The sequence below is a fragment of the Halanaerobium congolense genome, from assembly GCF_004366375.1.
GTDB classification, from domain to species: Bacteria; Bacillota; Halanaerobiia; order Halanaerobiales; family Halanaerobiaceae; genus Halanaerobium; species Halanaerobium congolense.
The window spans coordinates 21,951-45,390 of the sequence record NZ_SOEF01000020.1; the positions used below are offsets into that span (position 1 = coordinate 21,951).

The 23,440-nt window shown below is 32.5% G+C and carries 27 protein-coding genes; 24 read left to right on the plus strand and 3 right to left on the minus strand.

The features are described from left to right. Positions 1–57: 57 nt before the first annotated feature. On the minus strand, positions 58–1,278 hold the full coding sequence (gene thiI / locus C7954_RS08305) for a tRNA uracil 4-sulfurtransferase ThiI (protein WP_134059515.1): 1,221 nt from the start codon (positions 1,276–1,278) through the stop codon (positions 58–60). 14 nt (positions 1,279–1,292) lie between these two features. Next, complete coding sequence (locus tag C7954_RS08310; RefSeq protein WP_089717695.1) at positions 1,293–2,441, minus strand: cysteine desulfurase family protein; 1,149 nt, start codon at positions 2,439–2,441, stop codon at positions 1,293–1,295. A gap of 238 nt (positions 2,442–2,679) precedes the next feature. On the opposite strand from C7954_RS08310, the gene C7954_RS08315 reads away from it, so the two are divergent. From C7954_RS08315 to C7954_RS08400, 19 genes are all read left to right on the plus strand, one after another. After that, complete coding sequence (locus tag C7954_RS08315; RefSeq protein WP_089717693.1) at positions 2,680–3,447, plus strand: TatD family hydrolase; 768 nt, start codon at positions 2,680–2,682, stop codon at positions 3,445–3,447. A gap of 47 nt (positions 3,448–3,494) precedes the next feature. Then, positions 3,495–4,391: a Gfo/Idh/MocA family protein gene (locus tag C7954_RS08320; protein ID WP_134059518.1), complete on the plus strand. Its 897-nt coding sequence runs from the start codon at positions 3,495–3,497 to the stop codon at positions 4,389–4,391. A 73-nt stretch (positions 4,392–4,464) separates the two neighbouring features. After that, entirely contained in the window at positions 4,465–5,352 is an 888-nt protein-coding gene (gene rsmA, locus C7954_RS08325) for a 16S rRNA (adenine(1518)-N(6)/adenine(1519)-N(6))-dimethyltransferase RsmA (protein ID WP_134059521.1), read from the plus strand. A 51-nt stretch (positions 5,353–5,403) separates the two neighbouring features. Then, on the plus strand, positions 5,404–5,568 hold the full coding sequence (locus C7954_RS13665) for a hypothetical protein (protein WP_166667700.1): 165 nt from the start codon (positions 5,404–5,406) through the stop codon (positions 5,566–5,568). A gap of 176 nt (positions 5,569–5,744) precedes the next feature. Further along, on the plus strand, positions 5,745–6,002 hold the full coding sequence (locus C7954_RS08330; RefSeq protein ID WP_073161040.1) for a Veg family protein: 258 nt from the start codon (positions 5,745–5,747) through the stop codon (positions 6,000–6,002). 134 nt (positions 6,003–6,136) lie between these two features. Beyond that, the gene (locus C7954_RS08335) at positions 6,137–7,837 is read left to right on the plus strand and encodes a Na/Pi cotransporter family protein (protein WP_134059524.1); all 1,701 of its coding nucleotides are present in this window, start codon (positions 6,137–6,139) and stop codon (positions 7,835–7,837) included. A gap of 127 nt (positions 7,838–7,964) precedes the next feature. Beyond that, the gene (locus C7954_RS08340) at positions 7,965–8,654 is read left to right on the plus strand and encodes a response regulator (protein ID WP_134059527.1); all 690 of its coding nucleotides are present in this window, start codon (positions 7,965–7,967) and stop codon (positions 8,652–8,654) included. Then, positions 8,638–10,425 carry a two-component system histidine kinase PnpS gene (gene pnpS, locus C7954_RS08345; RefSeq protein ID WP_134059530.1) on the plus strand — a complete coding sequence of 596 codons (1,788 nt, stop codon included), beginning with the start codon at positions 8,638–8,640 and terminating at the stop codon, positions 10,423–10,425. The genes C7954_RS08340 and pnpS overlap by 17 nt, the downstream gene beginning before the upstream one ends. Before the next feature lie 220 nt (positions 10,426–10,645). Then, positions 10,646–11,011, plus strand: coding sequence for an ArsR/SmtB family transcription factor (locus C7954_RS08350; RefSeq protein ID WP_133618250.1), 366 nt, complete (start codon positions 10,646–10,648; stop codon positions 11,009–11,011). Continuing rightward, positions 11,011–11,967 (plus strand): permease, encoded by a 957-nt coding sequence (locus tag C7954_RS08355; protein ID WP_073160396.1) that lies wholly within the window; start codon positions 11,011–11,013, stop codon positions 11,965–11,967. The genes C7954_RS08350 and C7954_RS08355 overlap by 1 nt, the downstream gene beginning before the upstream one ends. An 84-nt stretch (positions 11,968–12,051) precedes the next feature. Next, the gene (locus C7954_RS08360) at positions 12,052–12,282 is read left to right on the plus strand and encodes a thioredoxin family protein (RefSeq protein WP_073160394.1); all 231 of its coding nucleotides are present in this window, start codon (positions 12,052–12,054) and stop codon (positions 12,280–12,282) included. A gap of 116 nt (positions 12,283–12,398) precedes the next feature. After that, positions 12,399–12,743 (plus strand): YlbF/YmcA family competence regulator, encoded by a 345-nt coding sequence (locus tag C7954_RS08365; RefSeq protein WP_073160392.1) that lies wholly within the window; start codon positions 12,399–12,401, stop codon positions 12,741–12,743. Positions 12,744–12,965: 222 nt separating this feature from the next. Next, positions 12,966–13,871 (plus strand): PstS family phosphate ABC transporter substrate-binding protein, encoded by a 906-nt coding sequence (locus C7954_RS08370; protein WP_073160390.1) that lies wholly within the window; start codon positions 12,966–12,968, stop codon positions 13,869–13,871. Positions 13,872–13,973: 102 nt separating this feature from the next. Beyond that, the gene (gene pstC / locus C7954_RS08375) at positions 13,974–14,933 is read left to right on the plus strand and encodes a phosphate ABC transporter permease subunit PstC (protein ID WP_073160388.1); all 960 of its coding nucleotides are present in this window, start codon (positions 13,974–13,976) and stop codon (positions 14,931–14,933) included. After that, positions 14,933–15,784 (plus strand): phosphate ABC transporter permease PstA, encoded by an 852-nt coding sequence (gene pstA, locus C7954_RS08380; RefSeq protein ID WP_073160386.1) that lies wholly within the window; start codon positions 14,933–14,935, stop codon positions 15,782–15,784. The genes pstC and pstA overlap by 1 nt, the downstream gene beginning before the upstream one ends. A 13-nt stretch (positions 15,785–15,797) precedes the next feature. Further along, positions 15,798–16,559 carry a phosphate ABC transporter ATP-binding protein PstB gene (gene pstB, locus C7954_RS08385; protein WP_073160384.1) on the plus strand — a complete coding sequence of 254 codons (762 nt, stop codon included), beginning with the start codon at positions 15,798–15,800 and terminating at the stop codon, positions 16,557–16,559. A 74-nt stretch (positions 16,560–16,633) separates the two neighbouring features. Continuing rightward, positions 16,634–17,293, plus strand: coding sequence for a phosphate signaling complex protein PhoU (gene phoU / locus C7954_RS08390; RefSeq protein WP_073160382.1), 660 nt, complete (start codon positions 16,634–16,636; stop codon positions 17,291–17,293). 292 nt (positions 17,294–17,585) lie between these two features. Then, entirely contained in the window at positions 17,586–18,068 is a 483-nt protein-coding gene (locus tag C7954_RS08395) for a PspC domain-containing protein (protein WP_073160380.1), read from the plus strand. Then, positions 18,055–18,369: a LiaI-LiaF-like domain-containing protein gene (locus C7954_RS08400; RefSeq protein WP_243833662.1), complete on the plus strand. Its 315-nt coding sequence runs from the start codon at positions 18,055–18,057 to the stop codon at positions 18,367–18,369. The genes C7954_RS08395 and C7954_RS08400 overlap by 14 nt, the downstream gene beginning before the upstream one ends. An 86-nt stretch (positions 18,370–18,455) precedes the next feature. Here C7954_RS08400 and C7954_RS08405 read toward each other — a convergent pair whose 3' ends face one another. Further along, positions 18,456–18,959, minus strand: a complete 504-nt coding sequence (locus C7954_RS08405; RefSeq protein ID WP_081374619.1) for a biotin transporter BioY — start codon at positions 18,957–18,959, stop codon at positions 18,456–18,458. Between the two features lie 174 nt (positions 18,960–19,133). Between C7954_RS08405 and ispE the strand changes: the two genes are divergently transcribed. The 5 genes from ispE (at position 19,134) to C7954_RS08430 (ending at position 23,381) form a co-directional block, all read left to right on the plus strand. Further along, complete coding sequence (gene ispE / locus C7954_RS08410; protein WP_134059533.1) at positions 19,134–19,997, plus strand: 4-(cytidine 5'-diphospho)-2-C-methyl-D-erythritol kinase; 864 nt, start codon at positions 19,134–19,136, stop codon at positions 19,995–19,997. A 101-nt stretch (positions 19,998–20,098) separates the two neighbouring features. Beyond that, positions 20,099–20,482, plus strand: a complete 384-nt coding sequence (locus C7954_RS08415) for a MerR family transcriptional regulator (RefSeq protein ID WP_073160376.1) — start codon at positions 20,099–20,101, stop codon at positions 20,480–20,482. Further along, a complete protein-coding gene (glnA, locus tag C7954_RS08420) occupies positions 20,483–21,814 on the plus strand; it encodes a type I glutamate--ammonia ligase (protein WP_073160374.1) in 1,332 nt (443 codons plus the stop codon). 24 nt (positions 21,815–21,838) lie between these two features. Beyond that, the gene (locus C7954_RS08425; protein ID WP_073160372.1) at positions 21,839–22,375 is read left to right on the plus strand and encodes an ECF transporter S component; all 537 of its coding nucleotides are present in this window, start codon (positions 21,839–21,841) and stop codon (positions 22,373–22,375) included. A gap of 4 nt (positions 22,376–22,379) precedes the next feature. Then, a complete protein-coding gene (locus tag C7954_RS08430; RefSeq protein WP_073160408.1) occupies positions 22,380–23,381 on the plus strand; it encodes an AIR synthase family protein in 1,002 nt (333 codons plus the stop codon). The last annotated feature ends 59 nt before the right edge of the window (positions 23,382–23,440 follow it).

Here is a 23,440-nt window from a genome sequence, read left to right on the forward strand (position 1 = left end):
ATAGGGATTAGTTGAAAAATATCGTTCTTGACCGCGAAAGAAATGTGGTTAACAGACTTATTTTGCATCTTCGTTGATTGTAATAACTTCCATTTTTTCTACAGCTCGATTTATTAATTCTTCAATTTCTAAATCCTCTTCTCCATAGTGAATAGTATCAAGTTTGGGCTGAGTTGCAGGATTATCAGGCACAAAAATTGTACAGCAGTCTTCGTGAGGCCTGATTGAAATTTCATAAGTTCCGATTCTTTTGGCTGAAGCAATAATATCATTTTTATCCATGGTAATTAAGGGACGTAAAACCGGAAACTCTGCTACTTCATCAGATGAACGCAGACCTTCTAAAGTCTGGCTTGCTACCTGGCCCAGACTTTCTCCGGTCACTAAAGCTAACTCATTATTCAGCTCTGCCAGTCTGTTGGCAATCCTGATCATCATTCGCCTCATAATAGTGACAGTATATCGACTGGGGCAGTTTTTTAATATTTCCTGTTGAACTTCTGTAAAGTAAGGAATATGAAGTTTAATTTCTCCTCCATAACGGCTTAAAACCTTTGCTAGATCAATTACCTTTTCTTTGGCTCTTTCTGATGTATAGGGAGGAGAATCAAAGTAGACTGCACTTAAAGATAAACCTCTTTTTAAACCAAGCCAACCGGCAACAGGACTGTCAATCCCACCTGAGAGAAGAAGTAATGCTTTTCCGGATGATTTAACCGGTAATCCACCCGGGCCAGCTTCTCGCCTTAGAAAAAGATAAACCTTTCCCCGTCTAATTTCAACTTCGACCAGGTGCTCAGGCTGATGAACATCAACACTGAGTGAAACACTGTCACTTTCTATTTTTCTTAAAATTTCTGCTCCCAGCTCGCGATTGATTTCTGGACTTTCCATTGGGAAAGACTTATCTGCTCTGGTAGTTTTTACTTTGAAAGTAGTTGGATAATTCTTAACTTCAGCTTTAAAAAGCTCAACTACGCTGTCTTTCAATTTTTCAAAGTCCTGTTCATTAAATTTAGCTACTTTTTTTCCAATTCTAAATCTTTGAGCTGGACTTAATGATATAATTCCTGGAACATTGGCCAGCCTCCCAACAATTTTTTCGATTTTATCACTTTCAGCATAAAGAAAAATTCGACCATAGACCGTACTGATTTCAAAATCTCCTAAATCGGCTGTTGCTCTTTTAATATTTGAGACCAGCTGTGAGATAAAATCATTGATATTATCTCCTTTTAGGCCAATTTCTCCGTAACGAATAATTATTAAATCATACAAAATTTTTCACCTCATTAAAAAAGTTTAAGAAAGTCAATCTGTTTTTTTAAAGTTTTTATAAAATAGTCTAGATCAGAATCTGTAATATTTTTATTTAAACTTACCCTCAGGGCACTTTCACTTCTAGCCTGAGATAGACCACAGGCATTAATAATCCGACTGCCTTTTTTCTTAGATGAGCAGGCTGAACCGGTTGAAATATAAATACCCTGTCTTTCTAATGCATGCAGCATAGTTTCTCCTTTAATACCAGGTATTGAAAAGTTAATAATATGGGGAGCTCCAGCAGTAGGCGAGTTGATTACTACCTCTTCAATTTGCTGTAAAGATTCCAGTAAATATTCTTTTTGCTGAGCTAAATATCTATCAGCTGTAATTTCTTTTGAAAAACGAGTTAGTTTTTTAACAGCTTCTCCTAAACCAGCAATTCCAGGAACGTTTTCTGTGCCTGAACGCAATTTGCTTTCCTGACCACCGCCATAAATTAGTGGTTTTAAGTTTGTCCCCTCTTTAACATAGAGAGCGCCAATACCTTTTGGACCATGGATTTTGTGGCCGCTGATTGAATAAAGATCTACCGGCCACTGGCTCAAATTACTATAAATCTTTCCAAAAGCCTGAACACCATCAACATGAAAAAAAATAAGGGGATTTATACTTTCAATCAGTTCAGCAATTTCTTTGATTGGCTGGATAGTTCCCAACTCATTATTAACCTGCATAATACTGACCAAAAGTGTTTTATCAGTAATTAATGATCTTAAGTGGTCAAGGTCAACATGTCCACCATGATCAACATTAACTGTATCTATCTGCCAGCCTTCAGTTGCGAGAACATTAAAAAGTTCAGCTACAGAAGAATGTTCGATAGGAGAGGTGATTAAATGTTTACCTCTATTTTTATAAGAATTAGTAATTCCTCTGATGGCAAGATTATTGCTCTCAGTACCACCTGAAGTAAAGATGATTTCTTTAGTTTTGACACCCAAATAATCAGTTATTATTTTTCTGCTGTTATTTAAAATTTTCTCTGATTTTAAACCAAAGCGGTGTAGTGAAGATGGGTTAGCATAAGTATTTTCTAAAGCATCAACAACAGCTGCAGTTACTTCTGGCAGAGCCTTAGTAGTTGCAGCATTATCTAAATATATTTCTCTTTCCATTAATTTCACTCCTATTTTAAAACACTGACTTTTATTATACCACCAAAGGGTAGAGAAATAAACAGTTAAAGCCGAGAAATTAGCTAAAAACAATTTAATTAGCTTTTATACCTCTTGATAAGTAAATTAAGTTTTTTCTGATATTATTTTATTTTTTAAGTTCTAGTGATATAATAAAGATGATTAATTATAACTTAGAATATAACTAAAACTTAAAAATTAACTAGGAGGAAAAAACTTGCGTTTAATAGATACCCATGCTCATCTTGATTTTGATGACTATAATCAGGATCGAGAAGAAGTTTTTAATAGAGCAAGGAAAATTGGAGTAGATAAAATAGTTAATATTGGTGCAGATTTAGAAGGAAGCAGGAGGGCAGTGAAACTGGCCGAGAAATATGGTGATGTTTATGCCTCAGTCGGGATTCATCCTCATGAAGCAGATACAGTCAATGAAAAGAGTCTAGCTGAACTCAAAATTTTAGCTTCTTCTCCAAAAGTCAAAGCAATTGGGGAGTGTGGATTAGATTTTTATTATGATAATTCTCCGCGGAAAATTCAAAAAGAAGCTTTTAAAAAACAGCTTAATCTAGCTTTAGAACTAAAGCTGCCAGTAGTAATTCATTCACGTGAGGCAGCAGCAGAGACTTTAGAAATTTTAGATCAGACGGCTGACTTTGCTCAGAATCTAATTTTTCACTGTTATGCTTATGGCCTGGAGGAAATTGAAGAAATAATAAAAAGAGATTATTATGTAGCTTTTGGTGGTTTAATAACTTTTAATAGTGCTCAGCCGATCAGAGATGCTTTGAAAAAAATGCCGCTGAATAGAATTTTGCTGGAGACTGATGCTCCTTACTTAACCCCGGCACCTCATAGGGGAAAAAGAAATGAACCTGCATATTTAGAGCATATTGTCAACAAAGCTGCAGAGATTAAGCAGATTAGTGCTGAAAAAATGGGAGAAATAACAACTGAAAATGCTGAACGAATTTATAATTTTTAATTTGATTTAGAATGAATTCTAAAAAGTTAATTTGGGAGGAATTTAAAATGAAAATTGGGATTATTGGACTGGGAGATATAGCTCAAAAAGCATATCTGCCTTTAATTACTCAGATGGAAAAAGTTGAACCATATTTTTGTACTAGAACAGAAAGTACTCTTAAACAGCTTGGCAAAAAATATAGAGTCAGTAAATTGTATAGTTCAGTAGATGATTTGTTAAAAGAGGATTTAGATGCAGCATTTGTCCACACAGCAACTCAGGCTCATTATGAAATAGCAAAAAAACTACTACAGGAAAAAATTTCTACTTTTGTAGATAAACCTATGACCTATCATTTAGAGCAAACTGAAGAACTTATTAAACTTGCTGAAAAAAATGGAGTAATTCTAATGACAGGTTTTAATAGGCGCTATGTACCAACTTATCGTTCGCTTGTAGAAATTGAAGCTCCCAAAACAATAATAATGGAAAAAAATCGCACCTATCAACCGGGTGAAGTACGAAAATTTATTATGGATGATTTTATTCATGTAATTGATACAATATCTTATTTGCTTGGGGAAGTAGATTTAGATAATATTAATGTTGATAAAATAATGAGAGATGATAAACTGATCCAGTCTATTTTGACTTTAAAAAATAAAGAAAATACTGCTGTTGGAATTATGAACCGTGATAATGCAATTACAGAAGAAACAGTTGAGGTAATGGGTTTTAAGCAAAAAAAGAGAATTAAAAATATAACTCAGATTATTGATTATTCTGATGGAGGGCAAAAACTTTCGCAGACTGCAGGCTGGAATAAAATGGGTTATGATCGTGGCTTTGTAGATATGATTAACGAATTTTTAAAGCGAGTAAAGGTGTGTGAAAATAACAAGAAAGAAGTGGCAGCTGACCTTTTAACCCATCGGTTAGCAGAAAAAGTTATTAATCTATAATTTTTGCCTGGATTGAAGTAGTATAATAAAATTATAACAAATATATAATTAATTGAGGATGATTGAAATTAATATGGAAAATAAAATTGCAACACCTTCGGCAACAAAAAAGATTCTTAGAGAACATAATTTAAGTTTAAAAAAAAGTTTAGGGCAAAATTTTCTGGTTGATTCAAATATTATTGATATTATTACATCTGCCTCAGCTATAGATGGTGATGAATTTATTATCGAAATTGGGCCTGGTATTGGTTCTTTAACTCAGGCAGTTTTAGAAAAACTAACTAGCGGTAAATTATTAGCAGTTGAAAAAGATGCTGCCATGGTTGAAGTATTAAAAGATATTTTTGCTGAGGAGAAAAAGTTAACTCTGCTTAATCAGGATGCACTAAAGATTAACTGGAAAGAAATAGCAGCTGAATATAATTCAGAAAATAGAAAAATAAAGCTGATTGCTAACCTTCCTTATTATGTGACCACTCCAATTATTATGGGAGTTTTAGAAAGTGAAATCGAACTGGAACAGCTGGTTTTTATGGTACAGAAAGAAGTAGGAGAAAGAATCTGTGCTGGTCCAGAAACTAAAAAATTTGGTTCTCTAAGTGTGGCAGTCCAATATCATATGCAGCCTGAAATTGTGCATCAGGTCCCTTCATCTGTTTTTATTCCCCAGCCTGATGTTGACTCAGTTATTGTCAGCTTATCACCTTATGCGGAAAATATTTATCAGGAAGAGATAGTAAATAAAGAGTTTTTTTTTCAAATTGTTAAATCAATATTTCAGCAGCGACGAAAAACTCTGCGCAACAGCCTTAGTAAATCTGCTGTTATAAATCTTGACCGTGATCTTGTAACTAAAGCTTTAGAAGATGAAGGTATCGGGCTCAAAAAGAGAGGGGAGAAGCTCTCGATTTTTGAGATGATTTCTATCAGCAATAGAATTTATAAAATGACAAAGTAATTCATTAAAAATCAAGAAAATTTTTGGGAGGAGGAGAGAGATTGGTTAAAGTTGAAATATGTGCTGGAAGCTGCATATAGATCAAGTATTTTTAAAGAAAGAGCCATTGTTGCTGCCCGAGTTCGAATGGGCTTGGGAATGAATTATGAAACAAATCAGGAACATAAACTTCTTTCAGAAGGAATTAGAAATTTTCTTAAGAATGATAATCAGTAACTATCTGCTGGATCCTCCAGTTATAAAAGCAGATGGGCTGGCAGAATGTAAAAAAACAGCTAAAGTTTATTAGTTAGAGCAGGTTAGAAATTATAATTTTAGATTAAGCTCTTTGCTAAATTAAGAATCTTATGATATACTAAATCTGAATTATTTTGAAAATGAGGTGATTCTTAATGGAAGAAAATGTTCTAGATAAAATAAAAAAAGAAGTAAAATCTTATGTTGGGCATCGAGTTAGTGTTAAAGCAAATCGAGGTAGAAGGAAAGCAGTAGAAAAAGAAGGTGTTTTAGAAAAAACTCATGAAAATGTTTTTGTAGTGAGAATAAATGATCACAACCAAATCAGACGTTTATCTTATACTTATTCAGATCTTCTGACAGATAATGTAATAATTAAATCTAAAGACGATGAGGTTAAGATTGGATTTTGATTTAAAATAGAGTAGATGAATTTAATATGCAGCCTGATTTGGCTGCTTTTTTTCTGTTATTATTTAATTCAATTATTCTATAATTTAGTAAGACAATAATAATATAATCTGAAATTTTGAAAGGAGAGATAGGTTTGGGATTTGATATGGCTATAGGATTACTGGGTGGTTTAGGACTCTTTATTTATGGAATGAAACAGATGAGTGAGGGTCTACAAAAAACAGCTGGTAAAAGACTACGTCATTTTTTAGCAGCCATGACTTCAAAGCCTATAATGGGAGTTGGTGTAGGGGCTTTAGTTACTTCAATTATTCAAAGTAGTAGTGCTACTACAGTAATGGTTGTTGGTTTTGTTAATGCTGGTTTAATGACTTTATTTCAGTCAATTGGAGTAATTATGGGTGCCAACATTGGTACTACAGTAACTGCTCAGTTAATTGCTTTTAAATTAGGTGATTACGCCTTCCATGCTATTGCAATAGGTGCTTTTACATATTTATTTTCTAAAAGCAAAAAGTTTCAGTATATTGGCCAAATTTTACTTGGCTTTGGACTACTATTTTTAGGTTTGGAAACGATGGGAGATACTATGGCCCCTCTAGAGAATTCCCCAGTTTTTATTGATTGGATGGAAAACTTTTCGAAATATCCAATTCTAGGTATCTTAACTGGTATTATTGTCACAGTTGCAATTCAAAGTAGTTCAGCTTCATTTGGTATTTTGTTAGGTTTAGTTACAGCAGGAGTAATTCATTATGAAGCTGCAATTCCAATTCTTTTAGGTAGTAACATTGGTACAACTGTGACTGCAATTTTATCAGCAATCGGAGCTAGTTTGACTGCTAAAAGAGCAGCAGCAGCGCATTTTTTGTTTAATGTTTTAGGGGCAGCAATAATGATTGCTTTTCTTTATATTATTCCTAATTTTGGGGGGTTGTTAGAAAACCTGCTTAGAGATATTAGTGGTCTTTTTGGTCAGATGAACCCTTCTGAAGAAAGGCTTCTTGCTAATACTCATACCTTCTTTAATGTAATAAATACTTTAGTTTGGCTTCCATTTACAGGTTTTATGGTCTATTTAGTTAAGAAAATAATTCCAGGGGAAGATTTGACTTTAACTAGAGGAACTACCTTTATTGATGATAGAATGCTGAGCACTCCTTATGTGGCTATTGATCAGGTTAAAAAAGAAATTGTGTATATGCACGGCATAGCATCTGATATGGTTTGTGATTCTGTTAAAGGTTTTCTAGATAGTGACGGAGATGTCATCAAAAAGATTAAAAGACATGAGGATATAGTAAACGAAGTTGAAGAAGAATTATTGTATTTTATTCAAAAAATTCCTCAGGCTCAGTTAAATGATATTGATATTAGAACTCTGGATAAATATTTTGCTGTAGTTGATGATATTGAAAGTATTGCTGATGATGCAAATGACATTACTGATTTTATTGAAGAGCGTTTAGATAATAGGTTAGAGTTTTCTAAAGATGCTCAGGATACAATTGAAGAGGTTTATGAGATCATTTGTGATGTATTAGATAAATCAGTTGAATTAATTGAAACTCACGATTTAGAAATTGCAGCTGAGATTCTAGAGGTTGAAGAGAGATTAGATGAAATGCAGATCCAATTTAGAAATGAAAATATCAGTAGAATAAAAAGAGCAGATAAAAAGGCTTGTGATCCTAATTCGGGAATTTTATTATTAGAAATATTGGATAGCATGGAACATATTAGTGATCAGATGGCTGATATCGCTCATAGTATTATTGAAATATATGAAGAAAGAGAACTAAAAAGTTATGAAGATGATGTAAAAGTAGTATAAATTTACAAAGATTTAACATTTAAATAGACTTATTTGATTAGAGCCTCCTTTTTATGAGAGGCTCTTTTTGCTATAATGGAGATAGTGACTTAACTAAATTAACCACAACAATCCAGGAGGATTTATAATGGATAAAATTCTTGTAGTTGAAGATGAAAAAAATATTAGGGAATTAATTAAATTTAATGTTGAAAATGCAGGATATGAAGTTGAAACTGCAGCAGATGGTAAAGAGGCGATGGCAAAACTTTCTGAAGAAATTGATCTGGTAGTTTTAGATTTAATGTTACCTGAAATTGATGGAATGGAAGTCTGCAGGAGAATGAGAAGTAGTGAAGAATTGCGCCAGATCCCAATAATAATGCTGACTGCCAAAGGAGAAGAAGTTGAAAGAATTCTTGGTCTGGAGATGGGGGCAGATGATTATATGACAAAACCGTTCAGCCCGCGAGAACTAGTAGCGCGAATTAAGGCTATTTTCAGAAGAATTAAAGAATATAGAGTAGATGACGAAAAGATTAAAGATGAGATAATTGAAGTCGATAAAATTAAAATTGATATTTCAAGACATGAGGTTATTTATGAAGGCCAAAAAATAATTTTAACTCCGAAAGAATTTGAACTGCTTAGATATTTAATTATTAATCAGGGGAGAGTGTTAAGTCGCGATTTGCTTTTAGAAAAAATATGGGGCTATGAATATGCTGGAGATACCAGGACAGTAGATGTTCACATTAGAAGAATTAGGAAAAAATTAAATTCTGATTATATTGCTACTGTTAGAGGGGTGGGATATAAATTTGTTAAAATGGAATAAGATTGGAATTAAAAATCGCTTAAGTGTTATCTTTATTGTTATTCAACTTTTAATAATTGGTCTAAGTTTTTATTATTTTAGTATTAATCATAGAGAATTTTATTTAGAACAGGAAAAAATTAGTTTAGAACATTACTCTCAGCTAATGTTAAATAATATAGAAGAAAGTGAAATAAAAAATTTTAGCCCAAATTTAGAAGAAAAAGCAGCTGATTGGTCAGATGATTCCGAAACTAGAATTACTATTATTGCTGCAGATGGACGAGTACTGGCAGATTCACATTATGAAATATCTGAAATGGATAATCACCGTAATCGGCCTGAGGTTGTTCAGGCTGTTAGGAGTAATGATTTTGGTAATGAAATCCGTTATAGTGAAACAATTGGCGAAAAAATGCTCTATTATGCAGTTCCAATTAATTCTGATGGAGAAATAATTGGCATTTTAAGAACTGCTCGCCCACTTTCATTTATTAGAGGTGTATTAGTTGAGGATATTAAAAGTTATTTATTCTTTTTTGTGATTCTTGCATTTATAACAATTATTTTGGGGTGGCGGTTAACTTATAGTATTGTAAAACCACTGGAAACAGTAACAGAAACTGCAGAAAAAATTTCTGAAGGTGATTTAACACAACGGATACCAGTTAGAAAATATAACAGTGAGATTGAAAAATTGGCACGGATGTTTAATTATATGGCTGATGAGCTTGAAGATAAGGTTACTGAAATATCACAGGAAAAAAACAGAATAGAAGCAATATTAGAAAGTATGGTAGATGGTGTGATTGCTGTTGATAAAGATGGTGAAATAACCTTAATTAATCCCGCTGCCAGTAGGATCTTTAATATCGAAGCTGAAAAAATTGAAGGTAAAGACTTACTCACCACACTTTTTAGTCATAGAATAGAGATGTATTTACAAAGAGCTTTTGATACAAAAAAAAGTATTAAGCGGGAAATCAAATATAAAAATCCTGAACAAAAAATTATCCAAGCTACATTTATCCCTTTGTTAGATGAAGAAGATAAAATAACTGGAGGAGTAATTGTACTTACAGATATAACTGAATTAAGAAAATTAGAAACAGTTCGTAATGATTTTGTTGCAAATGTATCTCATGAGTTGAGAACTCCTTTAACATCAATTGTAGGATATTTAGATACACTTTTAGAAAGTGATGTTGAAGATCCAGAAATAAGAAATAAATTCTTGAAAATTATTAAAGAAGAAGCTGATAGACTTTCAATTTTAATTAAAGATTTGTTAAATTTATCAGAAATAGAATCCCACACATTTGATTTGAAACCAGGCAGCTTTAAAAATGTATTAAATAAAGTTATAAAGTTAATGGAAAAAAATGCTGAAAAAAAAGAAATTGAACTTCAATTTGAAATAGCAGATGATTTATCTCCTGTTTATATGGTGCGAGAGCAGATCAAGCAGGTATTAATAAATTTATTTGACAATGCTATTAAATATACTCCTAGAGCAGGCAAAATAAAGATTACAGTAAGGCAAGTAGATGATAAAGTTTATTTTTCTATTAAAGATAATGGTATGGGAATACCACAGGCTGATCAGGAAAGAATATTTGAAAGGTTTTATCGAGTTGACAAAGCCCGCAGCCGAGCTTTTGGCGGAACAGGAATTGGACTTTCTATTGTGCGAAATATTATAAAACAGCATGGCAGTGAAATTCAGGTTAAAAGTAGAGAAGGAGAAGGTAGTGAATTTTATTTTTATTTAAATACCGTTGAATCTCAATAATTAACAGCTAAAAAACAAAACATCTCATTTATATCTACTTATATTAATGTGAGTAGATATTTTTTTCTTTAAAATAAATTATTTTAAAAATAAAAATTAACTTGTGTTCGTCATTAAAGATTAAAATAACTGATAAAAATTAAAATTAAAATTTGACACGAGAAAAATATTACTATATAATCACATTAGTTAATATTAATATGAATCAAAGGAAGTGCTTATGAAAAAATTACTTAACTTTTTAAAATGTATAGCTGATGAGAATCGTTTAAAAATCTTAAAATTGTTATTAGATAGTCAGTTTTGTGTGTGTCAGCTGCAGGAATTATTAGATAAATCTCAATCTAGTGTATCCCAACACTTAAGTTATTTTAAAGAATTGAATCTCTTAAATGAAGATAAAAGTGGAAAATTGATTTATTACTCTATCGATAGAAGTGTATATGATAGTTTTTTAGCGAACTTAATATCTTTAAAAGCTAGTTCATTATCTGAATTAGAATTAGAGGATCTCGAAAATAAAATAAATAATTTAGATACTGCAGCGGAAATTAGAACTGAAAATAAAGAGAGGGGATGTTGCTAATGTTTGCAAAATTTGCTGATTTAGTAGCATATAATTTATTTGGGCTGGAAGCAGAGACAAGACTTGGAGAATCAGTTCACTTTTTCTTCTATGATACAACAAAGATTATTTTTTTATTATCTATAATGATCTTTTTTATTTCAATTATCAGAAGTTATTTTCCACCAGAAAAAACAAAAAAATTATTAAGTAATTATCGAAAAATAACTGGACATATAATGGCCTCACTGCTTGGGGTTGTGACACCATTTTGTTCTTGTTCTTCTGTACCGATTTTTATTGGTTTTGTAGAATCAGGTATTCCATTGGGAATTACATTTTCATTTTTAATTACTTCACCAATTGTAAATGAGGTAGCGCTTGTGATGCTTTATACAATTTTTGGCTGGCAAATTGGAACACTCTATCTTGTCAGCGGAATTTTAGTTGGGATAATAGGTGGACTTGTAATTGAAGCTTTAGGAATGGAAAAACATGTAGAAGAATATGTTTATCAGATCAGCTCTGAAGAAAGTGAAATTGAAGAACTTGAATGGAGTGACAGAATTAATTTTGCTAAAGGAGAAGTAAAAGAAATTGTGAGCCGAGTCTGGAAATATGTTATAATTGGGATTGGAATTGGAGCTGCAATTCATGGTTATGCACCTGCAGAATTATTAGCAGAATATGCTGGACCAAATAACCCGCTCTCTGTTATCGCCGCTGTAATTGTAGGAATACCACTTTATGCTAATGCTGTTGGAACAATTCCAATTGTAGAAGCCTTGATGGGTAAGGGAGTTGCTCTGGGAACTGCTTTAAGTTTTATGATGGCAACTACAGCTTTATCTTTACCAGCATTGATTATCTTACGTAAAGTTATAAAACCAAAATTAATTACTGTTTTTGTAACTGTTGTTGGAATTTCAATAATTGGTGTTGGCTATATGTTTAACTTTATTATGAGTTTGGTTTAAAATATATTAATATCAGATACAAAAAAGATATTATATATGATAGAGAACAATTAAATTAAAAATTAAAATTTGAGGAGTGTTATTATGGAAATTACTATTTATGGACCAGGATGCAAAAATTGTGTTAGTTTAGCTGATAATGCTAAAAAAGCTTTGGCAGAAACAGGTGTTGATGCGGAAATAGTTAAAGTCGAAGACATGAAAGAAATTGCAATTGCAGGTATAATGAGTACACCTGCAATTGCAATTGATGGAGAGATTAAGATTAAAGGTAGGGTAGCTACTGTAGATGAAATAAAAAAATTGATTTCTTAGTATAAGTTATTATAGAATATATTTTAAAAATTATTTAGTGTACCTAATCATGATTATAATCTACAAAAATGAAAACTTTTAAGATAAAGTCGCATGATCAAATGGAGGTTTTATTAATGTCGAAAGTAATAAGAAAAGCGGAAAAACTGGCTGATGCAATTTTAGAATCAGAAGAATATGAAGGAATGGCAAAAGCCGAAAAAGTAATGGATTCAGATAAAAGAGCTGCAGAATTAGTTGAAAAAGTTGAGGCTTTACAAAAGAAAATTGATCAGAATAAACAAGATGAGAAATTTAAAAAAGAAATGTCATCTCTGCAGAAAACAATGTGGGAAAACGAGAAAATAAAATCATTTATGCAGAAACAGCAGTCTTTCAGCAAATTAATGTCAAAGGTTAATAAAAAAATTAGCCAGGCAATTAATCCCCAAGACTCCCATCATGATCACGAACACAAATAAGGAATTGTTTATAATTAAATTAAATGAATGCTGATGCTAATATTAAATTAAAACAAAATACTAATGCAAATTAAACCGCTCTTTTGGGGCGGTTTTTTCTTTGTTTACATTTTGTTAACATAAGTGACATACTGCTGTAACATTCACCTGTTATTATTTAATCAGAGTCAAGTTAAAGAAAAATTAAAGAAAAAATAAAAATTCCTTAAGGGGGAAAAATTAATGAGAAAAGTTACAACACTATTTTTTGTTTTTGCACTTTTAGTTATGGCAGTATTTCCTGCAGGTGCAGCTGCACAGGAGCTGAAAGGAACAATTAAAATTGACGGTTCCAGTACGGTTTACCCCATAACTCAGGCAATGGCAGAAGAATTTTCATACGAATATCCTCGGGTAAGAGTTACTGTTGGTGTTTCTGGTACAGGTGGAGGTTTTGCCAAGTTTAATGTTGGTGAAACAGATTTAAGTGATGCATCTCGTGAAATCAAAAAATCTGAAGCAGAAATAGCAGCTGAAAATGGAATTGAATTTACTAAATTTATTGTTGGTTATGATGGAATTACAGTTGCAGTTAATCCGGAAAATAACTGGGCAAATGACATGACTGTTGAAGAATTAAAGATGGTCTGGGAACCAAATTCCAGTGTTGAAACTTGGAGTGATATCAGAGATGAGTGGCCAGATGAAGAAATAGACCTTTATGGTCCTGGTGCAGACTCAGGTACCTTTGATTACTTTACTGAAGTAATTAATGGTAAAAGTGGAGCAAGTCGTTCAGATTTCACAGCCAGTGAAGATGACAATGTATTAGTTAGAGGTATTTCTGGCAACAAATATGCACTTGGATATTTTGGTTATGCCTACTATGAAGAAAATAGTGATTCTCTGAAAGCTGTTGCAGTAAATGGAGTTCTCCCAAATCGAGAAACTATTGCATCAAATAAATATACACCACTTGCCAGGCCATTATTTGTGTACGCTAAAAATTCAGCTGTTCAGCGTCCAGAAGTAGAGGCTTTCTTAAAGTTCTATTTTGAGAATGCTCCTGAAATCGTTCCTCAGACTGGATATGCACCACTTCCATCTTATGAGGAAGCATTAGCTAAGGTTGAAAAATTAGCAAAGTAAAAAATTAATATAATTAAATATAGATTGCTGACAAAAGGGGCTATAAATGCCCCTTTTTATGCAGTTTAAACTTTCATAAATTTATAGAAAGGTGGTTTTTAAATGTCAGATTTGAAAAACAAAAATAAAAAAAGTTGGACATCTTTGTTTTTTGATCCTAAAATACGCTACATGAATTCTAAAAATAATAAAAATGGACTGGTTAATTATATTTTAATTTTAACCACACTGGTATCTTTAATTACAACTATCGGTATTATAGTAATTTTACTGACTGATTCTTTTCACTTTTTTAAAGAGATACAGATTTTTGATTTTTTAACAGGAACTAACTGGAATCCCTTAATTGAACCCAACAAATCCTATGGAGTGCTGCCGCTGGTTGCAGGTACAATGATGATTACTGTAGGTTCTGCTGTAATCGCTATTCCAGTTGGTCTTGGTAGTGCAATTTATTTAACTGAATATTCCTCTAGCAGATTTAGTAAAATTATCAAGCCAATAATGGAGATTTTAGCAGGTGTTCCGACAGTTGTTTATGGATACTTTGCTTTAACTTTTATTACCCCAAATATTTTAAAACCGATTTTCCCAAATATACAAACTTTTAATGCTTTAAGTGCTAGTATAGCAGTAGGTATTATGATACTGCCAATGGTAATTTCTTTAAGTGAAGATGCTTTAAATGCTGTGCCAGAAAGCATCAGACAAGGTGCTTATGCTATGGGTTCAACCCGTTTTGAGGTGGCATCCAGAGTAATGGTTCCTTCAGCTTTATCTGGAATAATCTCATCTTTTATTCTGGCTATTTCAAGAGCCATTGGTGAGACAATGATTGTAGCTATAGCAGCCGGTATGAGGCCGCAGCTTACCTCAAGCTTTTTAAAACCAATCCAGACCATGACCGGATTTATTGTCCAGATTAGTATGGGAGATACCCCGGTTGGATCTTTATCATATTACACAATCTTTGCAGTTGGATTATTACTATTTTTAATGACCCTAAGCTTGAATATAATAAGTCATCTAATTTTAAAGAAATATAGGGAGGTATATCAATAATGATTAGTCTTAAGAAAAAAAGAATGCTGACTGATAAGATCTTTAAAGTTATATTCTTAATCTTTATTTCTTTGGGTCTGGTTGTTCTGGCTGCATTAATTTACGACATTGTTTCTAAAGGTATAATCATGCTGGACTGGGAATTTTTTACCCGTTTTGATTCTCGCTTTCCTGCCAAAGCAGGAATTAAGGCCGGCTTATTCGGAACTATTTATGTAATAGGTTTAATGATCCCGATTACATTTTTTGTAGGAACTGCAACAGCAATTTATTTAGAAGAATATGCCCCTAAAAATAAGTTGACAGATTTAATTAAGTTAAATATAGCTAATCTGGCTGGAATTCCTTCGATCATTTATGGAATGCTGGGACTTGGAGTTTTTGTGAGATACTTAAATATGGGTAGAAGTGTGTTAGCTGGAGCTTTAACTTTGAGTTTGTTGGTGCTGCCAGTAGTGATTGTATCTGCTCAGGAAGCCCTAAGAAGTGTACCTAATTCACTGCGTAATGCTTCTTATGCCCTGGGAGCAAATCACTGGCATACAGTTTATAAAGTAGTATTACCTTCAGCGCTACCGTCAATTTTGACCGGTTTTATTCTGGCTATCTCGAGAGCAATTGGTGAAACTGCACCTTTAATTATGATGGGGGCCTTAACCTTTGTAATGTTTACTCCCCAGGGAATTATGGACAGTTTTACAGTGATTCCAATTCAGATATTCAACTGGACTTCATTACCGAAAGCTGAATTTGAACTGGTAGCTGCCAGTGGTAGTTTGCTTTTACTAATTTTATTATTTATTTTAAACGGACTGGCAACTTTTATTCGTTATAGATATAGCCGGAAATAGAGGAGGATAATTAATGTCAAATCAAAATGTGTTAGAAGTTAAAAATGTAGATTTTTTCTATGATGATTTTCAGGCTTTAGAAAATATTAGTATGAATATAGAAAAAAATAAGGTTACTGCCCTAATCGGACCATCCGGTTGTGGTAAGTCAACTTTTTTAAGGACTATCAATAGAATGAATGATTTAATTGAGGGGACAAGACTTGAAGGGAATATCTTATTTGATGGAGAAAGTATCTATCAGGAAAATATAGATGTTGTAAATTTACGAAAAAGAATCGGAATGGTTTTTCAGCAGCCTAATCCTTTTCCAAAATCAATATTTGAAAATGTGGCCTATGGCCCTAAAATCCATGGAATAACAGATAAGATAAAATTGGAGGAAATTGTAATTGAAAGTTTAAAGAAAGCAGCATTATTTGATGAAGTAAAGAATCGACTTGATTCATCTGCTCTCAGTTTATCTGGGGGGCAGCAGCAGCGTTTGTGTATTGCTCGTGCTTTAGCTGTTAAACCAGAAGTCCTTTTAATGGATGAGCCAGCTTCGGCCTTGGATCCTGTTGCTACAGCAAAGATTGAAGATTTAATAGGAGAATTAAAAAATGAATATAGTATAGTTATTGTAACTCACAGTATGCAGCAGGCTGCTCGTGTTTCTGATATGACTGGATTTTTCTTGATGGGTGAGCTGGTAGAGTATGATAAAACAGATAAAATATTTGAAAACCCATCTGATCAGAGAACTGAAGATTATATAACAGGACGTTTTGGTTAAAATTAACTAAAAAATATTATGATGATAACAGCTGTCTATAAAATTAAGATTGACAGCTTTGAGGAGGAATAAAAATGAATGATTCTCGTAAGAGTTTTCATACTGAATTAAAGAGTTTGGAAAAAGAAATGTTGAAAATGGGTAGTTTTGTTGGAGAAAGCATTAGTCAAAGTATAGAGGCACTGATTAATAAAGATCTTAAACTAGCAGATGAAGTTATAAAAAATGATGATATCATAGATAACTATGAACTTAATATAGAAGAAAAATGCACTCGTTTAATTGCCCTTCAGCAGCCGGTAGCAATTGATTTAAGAAAAATTATTGTTATTTCTAAATTGGTAACGGATTTAGAAAGAATTGGTGATAATGCTTCCAATATTGCCTATAAGGTAAAAGAAATTGGTGCTCAACCATTAATTAAAGAAATGCAGGATCTACCAAAGATGAGAGATATAGTCGTAAAAATGTTAAGAGATAGTTTAGAGGCTTTTGTCAATATGGATATTGTTAAAGCAAAAGAAATAGCAGCTCGAGATGAAGAAATTGATAATTTAGATGAACAAATTAACTTTGAACTTTTAGAAGTTATGAAAAAAAATAGGGAAACAATTAAACAGGGGACCTCCTTGCTTTTTATCAGCCGCTTTTTAGAAAGAATAGGAGATCACTCAACCAATATCTGTGAACGTACAGTTTATATGAAAACAGGGAAATGGACTGAATTAGAATAATACATTTAGTGTAGAAAAATTCTATCAAGAATACCCAAAAGATGTATCCCATTGAAATGGGTGTGTTTTTTTATGTGAAATTCATTTTAATTGAATTAGATCTGAGCCTGTGATAAAATTTCCAGTTAATAAATATAATAAAGACTGCTAGAAGTCGGGACCTGCCCGACTTTTTTCTTTGACATCAGACTTTAAATCTGCGATACTATAAACAGTGATAAATAAATTTAAAAATCAATAATTCTAAAATAAAGGTTTAAAGATATGAAGCAATTAGAAAGGATGACTGCTTATGAGTAAAAAATTATATCGCTCAAGAAATGATAGGATGATAGCGGGTGTTTGTGGAGGCTTAGCTGATTATTTTGGTGTCGATTCTTCACTTATTAGACTAGCAGTTTTATTTATATTTTTATTTCAGGGAGTGGGTTTAATTGCATATATTATTGCCTGGCTTATTATGTCTGAAGAACCTATTAAAAATGAATATAAAATGCCTGATGATTATTATATAGAAAATACCAGGGAAGAAAAACAGGAGAATTTCACTTCAACTTCTGAAAAGAAAAGTGAAGAGGAATACTATCAAAAATATCAAAAAAATAATAAGTCAGATAGCAACAGACGTAAATTATTTGCTTTCATAATGATTATAGTTGGCTCAATTTTTCTTATAGATATTTGGATTCCAGAATTATACTGGGAAAAATATTGGCCGTTAATTTTAATTGCTGCAGGTCTTTTATTGCTCAAGGGTGATAATGATGACAGATAATAGAGATCGTAGTTTGATTGCTTTAATTTTAATTTTTGCTGGGATAATTTTCTTAGGAGACAGTTTAGGTAAATATAATTTCAATATTTTTTTCTTTTTACGCAGCTACTGGCCGGTATTATTAATTATTTTTGGTTTTCATATTTTACTGCAGAAAACTAAATTCTGGTTTATTGTACCCACAATAATTATTTTAGCAGCTGGATATTTGATTTATCTATTGCTTAATCACCAGTCATTTTATTTTATGCCGCAGATAAGAATGAGGATTTTTAATTTTAAAAATTTGCCTTTTAGATGATATTATTAAAAGAATAAAATCTTTTTTGGTTATCTGTAAGAGATTAAAAATCCACCTTGATTATCAAGGTGGAAATTCTTTTGTTTCTAATTAATTCTTTTTTTGATTACAGGAGCTAAAATTAAGACAACAATTATTTTGAATAAGTCTCCTGGAATAAAGGGGAGTACAGTCATAGTAAAGGCGGCTATCAGGGGTGTTGAAGTTATGAAAGAAAAATAGAAAGAACCAATAATGTAATTACTTAGAACAGCAGCTATTAAAATCAAAAAATTTTTTTTCTTATCAGCAAAAGAATGAGCAGCTATCCAAGCTGCGGGTATGAAACTAATTAAAAATCCACCAGTTGGACCAAGTAAAACTCCAAGTCCACCTCGACCTCCAGAAAATATTGGTAATCCAAAAGCACCCAATAATAGATATGTAATTTGAGCAAGAACACCATATTTTTTACCCAGCAGCTTACCGGAAAGTAAAACAAAAAGAGTTTGTAAAGTTATAGGAACCGGGCCTATTGGAATTATCAGATAGGCAGAAATCGCTGTTAGAGCAGCAAATAAAGCTGATTTGATCATTTGATTAATTTTCAATTTTTTAAACTCCTTTCAAAATATAATCAATAAAAATAAACTTGACTTAGAGTCAAATTATATCAAATAATGTTATCATAATCTTGAAGCTATTTATAATGTTATCATAATCTTGAAGCTATTTAAATAGTATTCTATAAATTTATCTAATAAAATAAAATTTGGGGGATTAGAATGAGAGAAATTTATTTAAAAGCACCTGCAAAAATAAATCTTGCTTTATATATTAAAGGATTAAGAGAGGATGGATATCATGAACTGCAGATGATAATGCAGAGTATAAGTCTTGCAGATAGAATAAAATTAAAGAAAAAAAGTGGTGGTATTGTTGTAAAAACATCACATGTAGATCTACCAACTGATGAAGAAAATCTTGCTTATCAGGCAGCTGAAATATTTTTTGAAGATCATCCAGAAATTAGTGAGGGAGTAGAAATTTATATAGAAAAAAATATACCGATAGCAGCTGGACTGGCTGGTGGCAGCACAGATGCTGCTGCAGTTTTAAAGGGGTTACATCAGCTTTTTAAAAAAAGGATGAATTATGAAAGTATGAGAAAAAGGTTAGAAATAATAGGGTCTGACGCACCTTACTGTCTTGAAGGCGGTACAGTTTATGCTTCTGGTAAAGGCGAAATTATAGAAGAACTACCCTTTATTGGAGAAAAATATTTGGTTGTTGTAACACCCTCATTTAAAATTTCTACACCAAAGGTATATAAGCTTTATGATCAATTAGAGAAAAGATATGACTCAGACTTTGAAGCAATTTTAGATAATCTTAAAAATGATAATAAAATAAATTGGAATTTAGATTTTAAAAATGATTTAAAAGCAGCTGCTGAAAAAATTTGTCCTGAAATTATTGAGATAAAAGATATTTTCAAAAATACAAAGGCAAAATTTACTATGCTTTCCGGTAGTGGACCAACGATTTTTTCAATTTATAGTACCCGTAAAGAGGCAGAAAAAGTTGCTGCAAAATGGCCGCGGAAGAATGATTTTGTAACAGTTGTAAAAACAATTGATAAATATTAAATAAAATATCACACAATAAAAGCTAACATGAGATTGACATGAGATATTTTTCGTGTTATACTTTTGCCAATAATTATTAGACTTTGGGAGCAGTGATTAGGATGAAAGCGAAAAAAAATATTACCATGAAAGAAGCAAAAGAAAAAACAGGATTGAGTTCACGACAGATTCGTTATTATGATCAGCAGGATTTGGTTTTTCCCGGACGCAGCAGGGGTAATCAGCGTCTTTTCTCTGAAAATGATATAGAAAGATTGTTAAAAATCAAAGACCTTATTACTGCAGGAAATAGTATTGAAACAGTTAGATCAAAATTAAGGGCTCCTGAAACTCAAACCAATGGGCAGTATGAATTTGATTATGAAAATGAATTTGATTATTCAGATGTGAAGTTAGATTCTCTTTTTCCTGTTTCAAACCGTTCTGAACTAATTAAAAGGCTTTCCCGAAGTAACAGTAAAGGATTTAAAGAGGAGGAAGAATAAGTGGAAAAGTATAGTAGAGAGAAGATTTTGCAGTTAGCTGATGAAAAAAATGTTGAGTTTATTAGGCTGCAGTTTGTGGATATTTTAGGTATTATAAAGAATGTTGCAATTACAATTGAACAGCTCCCGGAAGCACTTGATGGTAAGATTATGTTTGATGGTTCTTCTATTGAAGGGTATACACGTATTCATGAATCTGATATGTACCTTAAACCAGATTATGATACATTTGCAATTTTTCCCTGGGAAACTAGTGGGGGCTGTACTGCAAGAATGATGTGTGATATTTATTTACCGAATGGTGAACCTTTTGTTGGTTGTCCTAGAGGTACTTTGAAAAGAGCAATAGCAGAAGCTAAAGAAATCGGTTATGATATGTTTGCTGGCCCTGAGCCAGAATTTTTCTTATTTGAAAAAGATAAAGATGGTGATCCTACGACTAATACCCATGATAAAGGAGGATATTTTGATCTTTCTCCAGTTGATTTAGGTGGTGAAGCACGTCGTGATACAGTTTTAGCTCTCAAAAAAATGGGCTTTGAAGTAGAGGCTGCTCATCATGAAGTTGCACCCGGGCAGCATGAAATTGATTTTAAATATACTCCTGCCTTAAGAACAGCTGATAATATAGCAACTTTTAAATTTGTAACTAAAATTATAGCATTACAGCATAATTTACATGCTACTTTTATGCCAAAGCCAATATATGGTGAAAGTGGTTCTGGAATGCATGTTCATCAATCATTATATAAAGATGGGAAAAATGCTTTTTATGATCCAAATGATGAATTTGGTTTAAGTGAAATTGCATATTATTACATAGGTGGATTATTAAAACATGCTAAAGAAACTACAGCAATTTTAAATCCTACTATTAATTCATATAAGAGGTTAGTTCCTGGTTATGAGGCTCCTGTTTATATTTCATGGTCGACTCAAAACCGCAGTGCTTTAGTTAGAGTGCCATCTGCTAGAGGTAATGGAACTCGTCTAGAACTTAGAAATCCTGATCCTGCAGCAAATCCGTATTTGGCAACTGCAGTAATGCTTAGAGCTGGTTTAGATGGAATTAAAAACAAAATAGACCCAGGCGAGCAGACAACTGATAATATTTATGAAATGAGTTATAAAGAAAGAAAAGCAAGAGGAATTAATAGCCTTCCAGCTTCTATGGAAGAGGCTCTTAAATATTTCCAGGAAAGTAAATTTATGAGGGAATCTCTTGGGAAGCACATCTTTAATCATCTTGTTAAAGCAAAGCGAATTGAGTGGTCAATTTATAAAAAACAGGTTCACAACTGGGAAATTGATCAGTATTTAAGTACATATTAAAGTTTAACCGGAGGGATAAATACCATGGAAGGTAGAGAAAATATACAAGAGCATTTAAAAAAAATTAAATTACGAAGTTTAGATACCAGATCATTATCGTTTTTAGCTCTGTTTATTGCTTTTACTGCTGTAGCAACATATCTACATATTCCTAGCCCCAGCAGTTCGTATTTTAACCTGGGTGAGGTGGCAATTTATACAATCGCCTTAACTTTTGGAGCTAAGGCTGGCGGGATTGCTGGTGGATTTGGTTCTGCATTAATGGATATAATTTTAGGTTATTCAATCTGGGCTCCTTTCACTTTTGTAATCAAGGGCTTAGAGGGTTTACTGGTTGGTAAAATTGCAAGCCAAGATAAAGAACAAAAAATTGATAGAAAGATTTTTGCAATAATTGTTGGTGGGAATGTGATGATTATTGGTTATGCTCTGGCAAAAGCGTTTTTGTTGAGTTGGGCAGTTGTGCTGCCTGAAATTGGAATAGATTTTGCTCAAATGCTGATCGGTGGAGTTCTAGCGATTCCGCTATCTCACCACCTTGATAATTATTTTAGGAAGTGATATTTTGGAAATTGGTAAATTAGCAGGAAATAATTTAAAAAAAGTAATATTAAATAAAATTGATCATTTTAGGTCAGATGTTTTAATACCTGCAGGTGAAGGAGAAGACAGTGCCGTAGTTGATTTAGGGGATTCATTGTTAGTTGTATCATCTGATCCAATAACAGGTGCAGAAAAAAATGCTGGTTTTATTGCAGTTAATGTATCTTGTAATGATATAGCAGCAGCTGGAGCTGAGCCTTTTGGTATTCAGGTGGTTTTTTTATTACCTCCTAGTTTAGGTGAAGACAAAGCAGAAAAGCTAATGCAGGAAATTGTTGAAACTGCTAAAGCAATGGACATTGAAGTTTTAGGCGGCCATACTGAAATTACTGACCTTGTTCAAAAACCAATAATTACAGTGACGGCCTTAGGGAAAGCAGTCAAAGAGGAATTAACTTCTAGTGCATCTGCTGAAGTTGGTGATCGTCTATATATTACAAAAGGAATGGGGATCGAAGGCTGTTATATTTTAGCTAATGATTATGAAGATTATTTGCTTGACCATGGTGTGAGTAAAGATTCTATAGGTAAAGCATCTAACTATTTAAATCTTTTAAGTGTTATTCCCGAAAGCAGGATAGCTAGAAAAAATGGAGTTAAAGCTATGCATGATGTGACTGAAGGTGGAGTATATGGTGCTGTTGCTGAAATGGCATCAGCTTCTGGACTTGGGTATGTAATTGAAGCAGATAAATTTCAGGTGAAAGATGAAATAGCTGATATCTGTAAAAATTTAAATATTGATCCAGCTGGTTTAATTTCTTCAGGTGCAATGTTAATTGCAGCTGCTTCAGACAATGATTTAGAATCAATATTTGCTGAAAAAGGAATTCAATTAATCGAAGTTGGCAGAATTATTGAAAAAGGGAGTTATATCGAGAAAAATAGAGCAATGGAAGAATTTTCTTTACCAGCCGAGGATGAGCTTTGGAAATTTATTAAAAAAATCACAAATAACTCTTGACAATTACAAAATTTGGAATTATACTGGTATTAACAAAAAATTCCAAAGGCGGTGTATTT

Coding starts and splice junctions, on each gene's coding strand:
- C7954_RS08310 (WP_089717695.1), bottom strand. CDS start 2,441: ATGGAAAGAGAAATATATTTAGATAATGCTGCAACTACTAAGGCTCTG.
- C7954_RS08320 (WP_134059518.1), top strand. CDS start 3,495: ATGAAAATTGGGATTATTGGACTGGGAGATATAGCTCAAAAAGCATAT.
- rsmA (WP_134059521.1), top strand. CDS start 4,465: ATGGAAAATAAAATTGCAACACCTTCGGCAACAAAAAAGATTCTTAGA.
- C7954_RS08330 (WP_073161040.1), top strand. CDS start 5,745: ATGGAAGAAAATGTTCTAGATAAAATAAAAAAAGAAGTAAAATCTTAT.
- C7954_RS08340 (WP_134059527.1), top strand. CDS start 7,965: ATGGATAAAATTCTTGTAGTTGAAGATGAAAAAAATATTAGGGAATTA.
- C7954_RS08350 (WP_133618250.1), top strand. CDS start 10,646: ATGAAAAAATTACTTAACTTTTTAAAATGTATAGCTGATGAGAATCGT.
- C7954_RS08355 (WP_073160396.1), top strand. CDS start 11,011: ATGTTTGCAAAATTTGCTGATTTAGTAGCATATAATTTATTTGGGCTG.
- C7954_RS08360 (WP_073160394.1), top strand. CDS start 12,052: ATGGAAATTACTATTTATGGACCAGGATGCAAAAATTGTGTTAGTTTA.
- C7954_RS08365 (WP_073160392.1), top strand. CDS start 12,399: ATGTCGAAAGTAATAAGAAAAGCGGAAAAACTGGCTGATGCAATTTTA.
- C7954_RS08370 (WP_073160390.1), top strand. CDS start 12,966: ATGAGAAAAGTTACAACACTATTTTTTGTTTTTGCACTTTTAGTTATG.
- pstC (WP_073160388.1), top strand. CDS start 13,974: ATGTCAGATTTGAAAAACAAAAATAAAAAAAGTTGGACATCTTTGTTT.
- pstA (WP_073160386.1), top strand. CDS start 14,933: ATGATTAGTCTTAAGAAAAAAAGAATGCTGACTGATAAGATCTTTAAA.
- pstB (WP_073160384.1), top strand. CDS start 15,798: ATGTCAAATCAAAATGTGTTAGAAGTTAAAAATGTAGATTTTTTCTAT.
- phoU (WP_073160382.1), top strand. CDS start 16,634: ATGAATGATTCTCGTAAGAGTTTTCATACTGAATTAAAGAGTTTGGAA.
- C7954_RS08395 (WP_073160380.1), top strand. CDS start 17,586: ATGAGTAAAAAATTATATCGCTCAAGAAATGATAGGATGATAGCGGGT.
- C7954_RS08400 (WP_243833662.1), top strand. CDS start 18,055: ATGATGACAGATAATAGAGATCGTAGTTTGATTGCTTTAATTTTAATT.
- ispE (WP_134059533.1), top strand. CDS start 19,134: ATGAGAGAAATTTATTTAAAAGCACCTGCAAAAATAAATCTTGCTTTA.
- C7954_RS08415 (WP_073160376.1), top strand. CDS start 20,099: ATGAAAGCGAAAAAAAATATTACCATGAAAGAAGCAAAAGAAAAAACA.
- C7954_RS08425 (WP_073160372.1), top strand. CDS start 21,839: ATGGAAGGTAGAGAAAATATACAAGAGCATTTAAAAAAAATTAAATTA.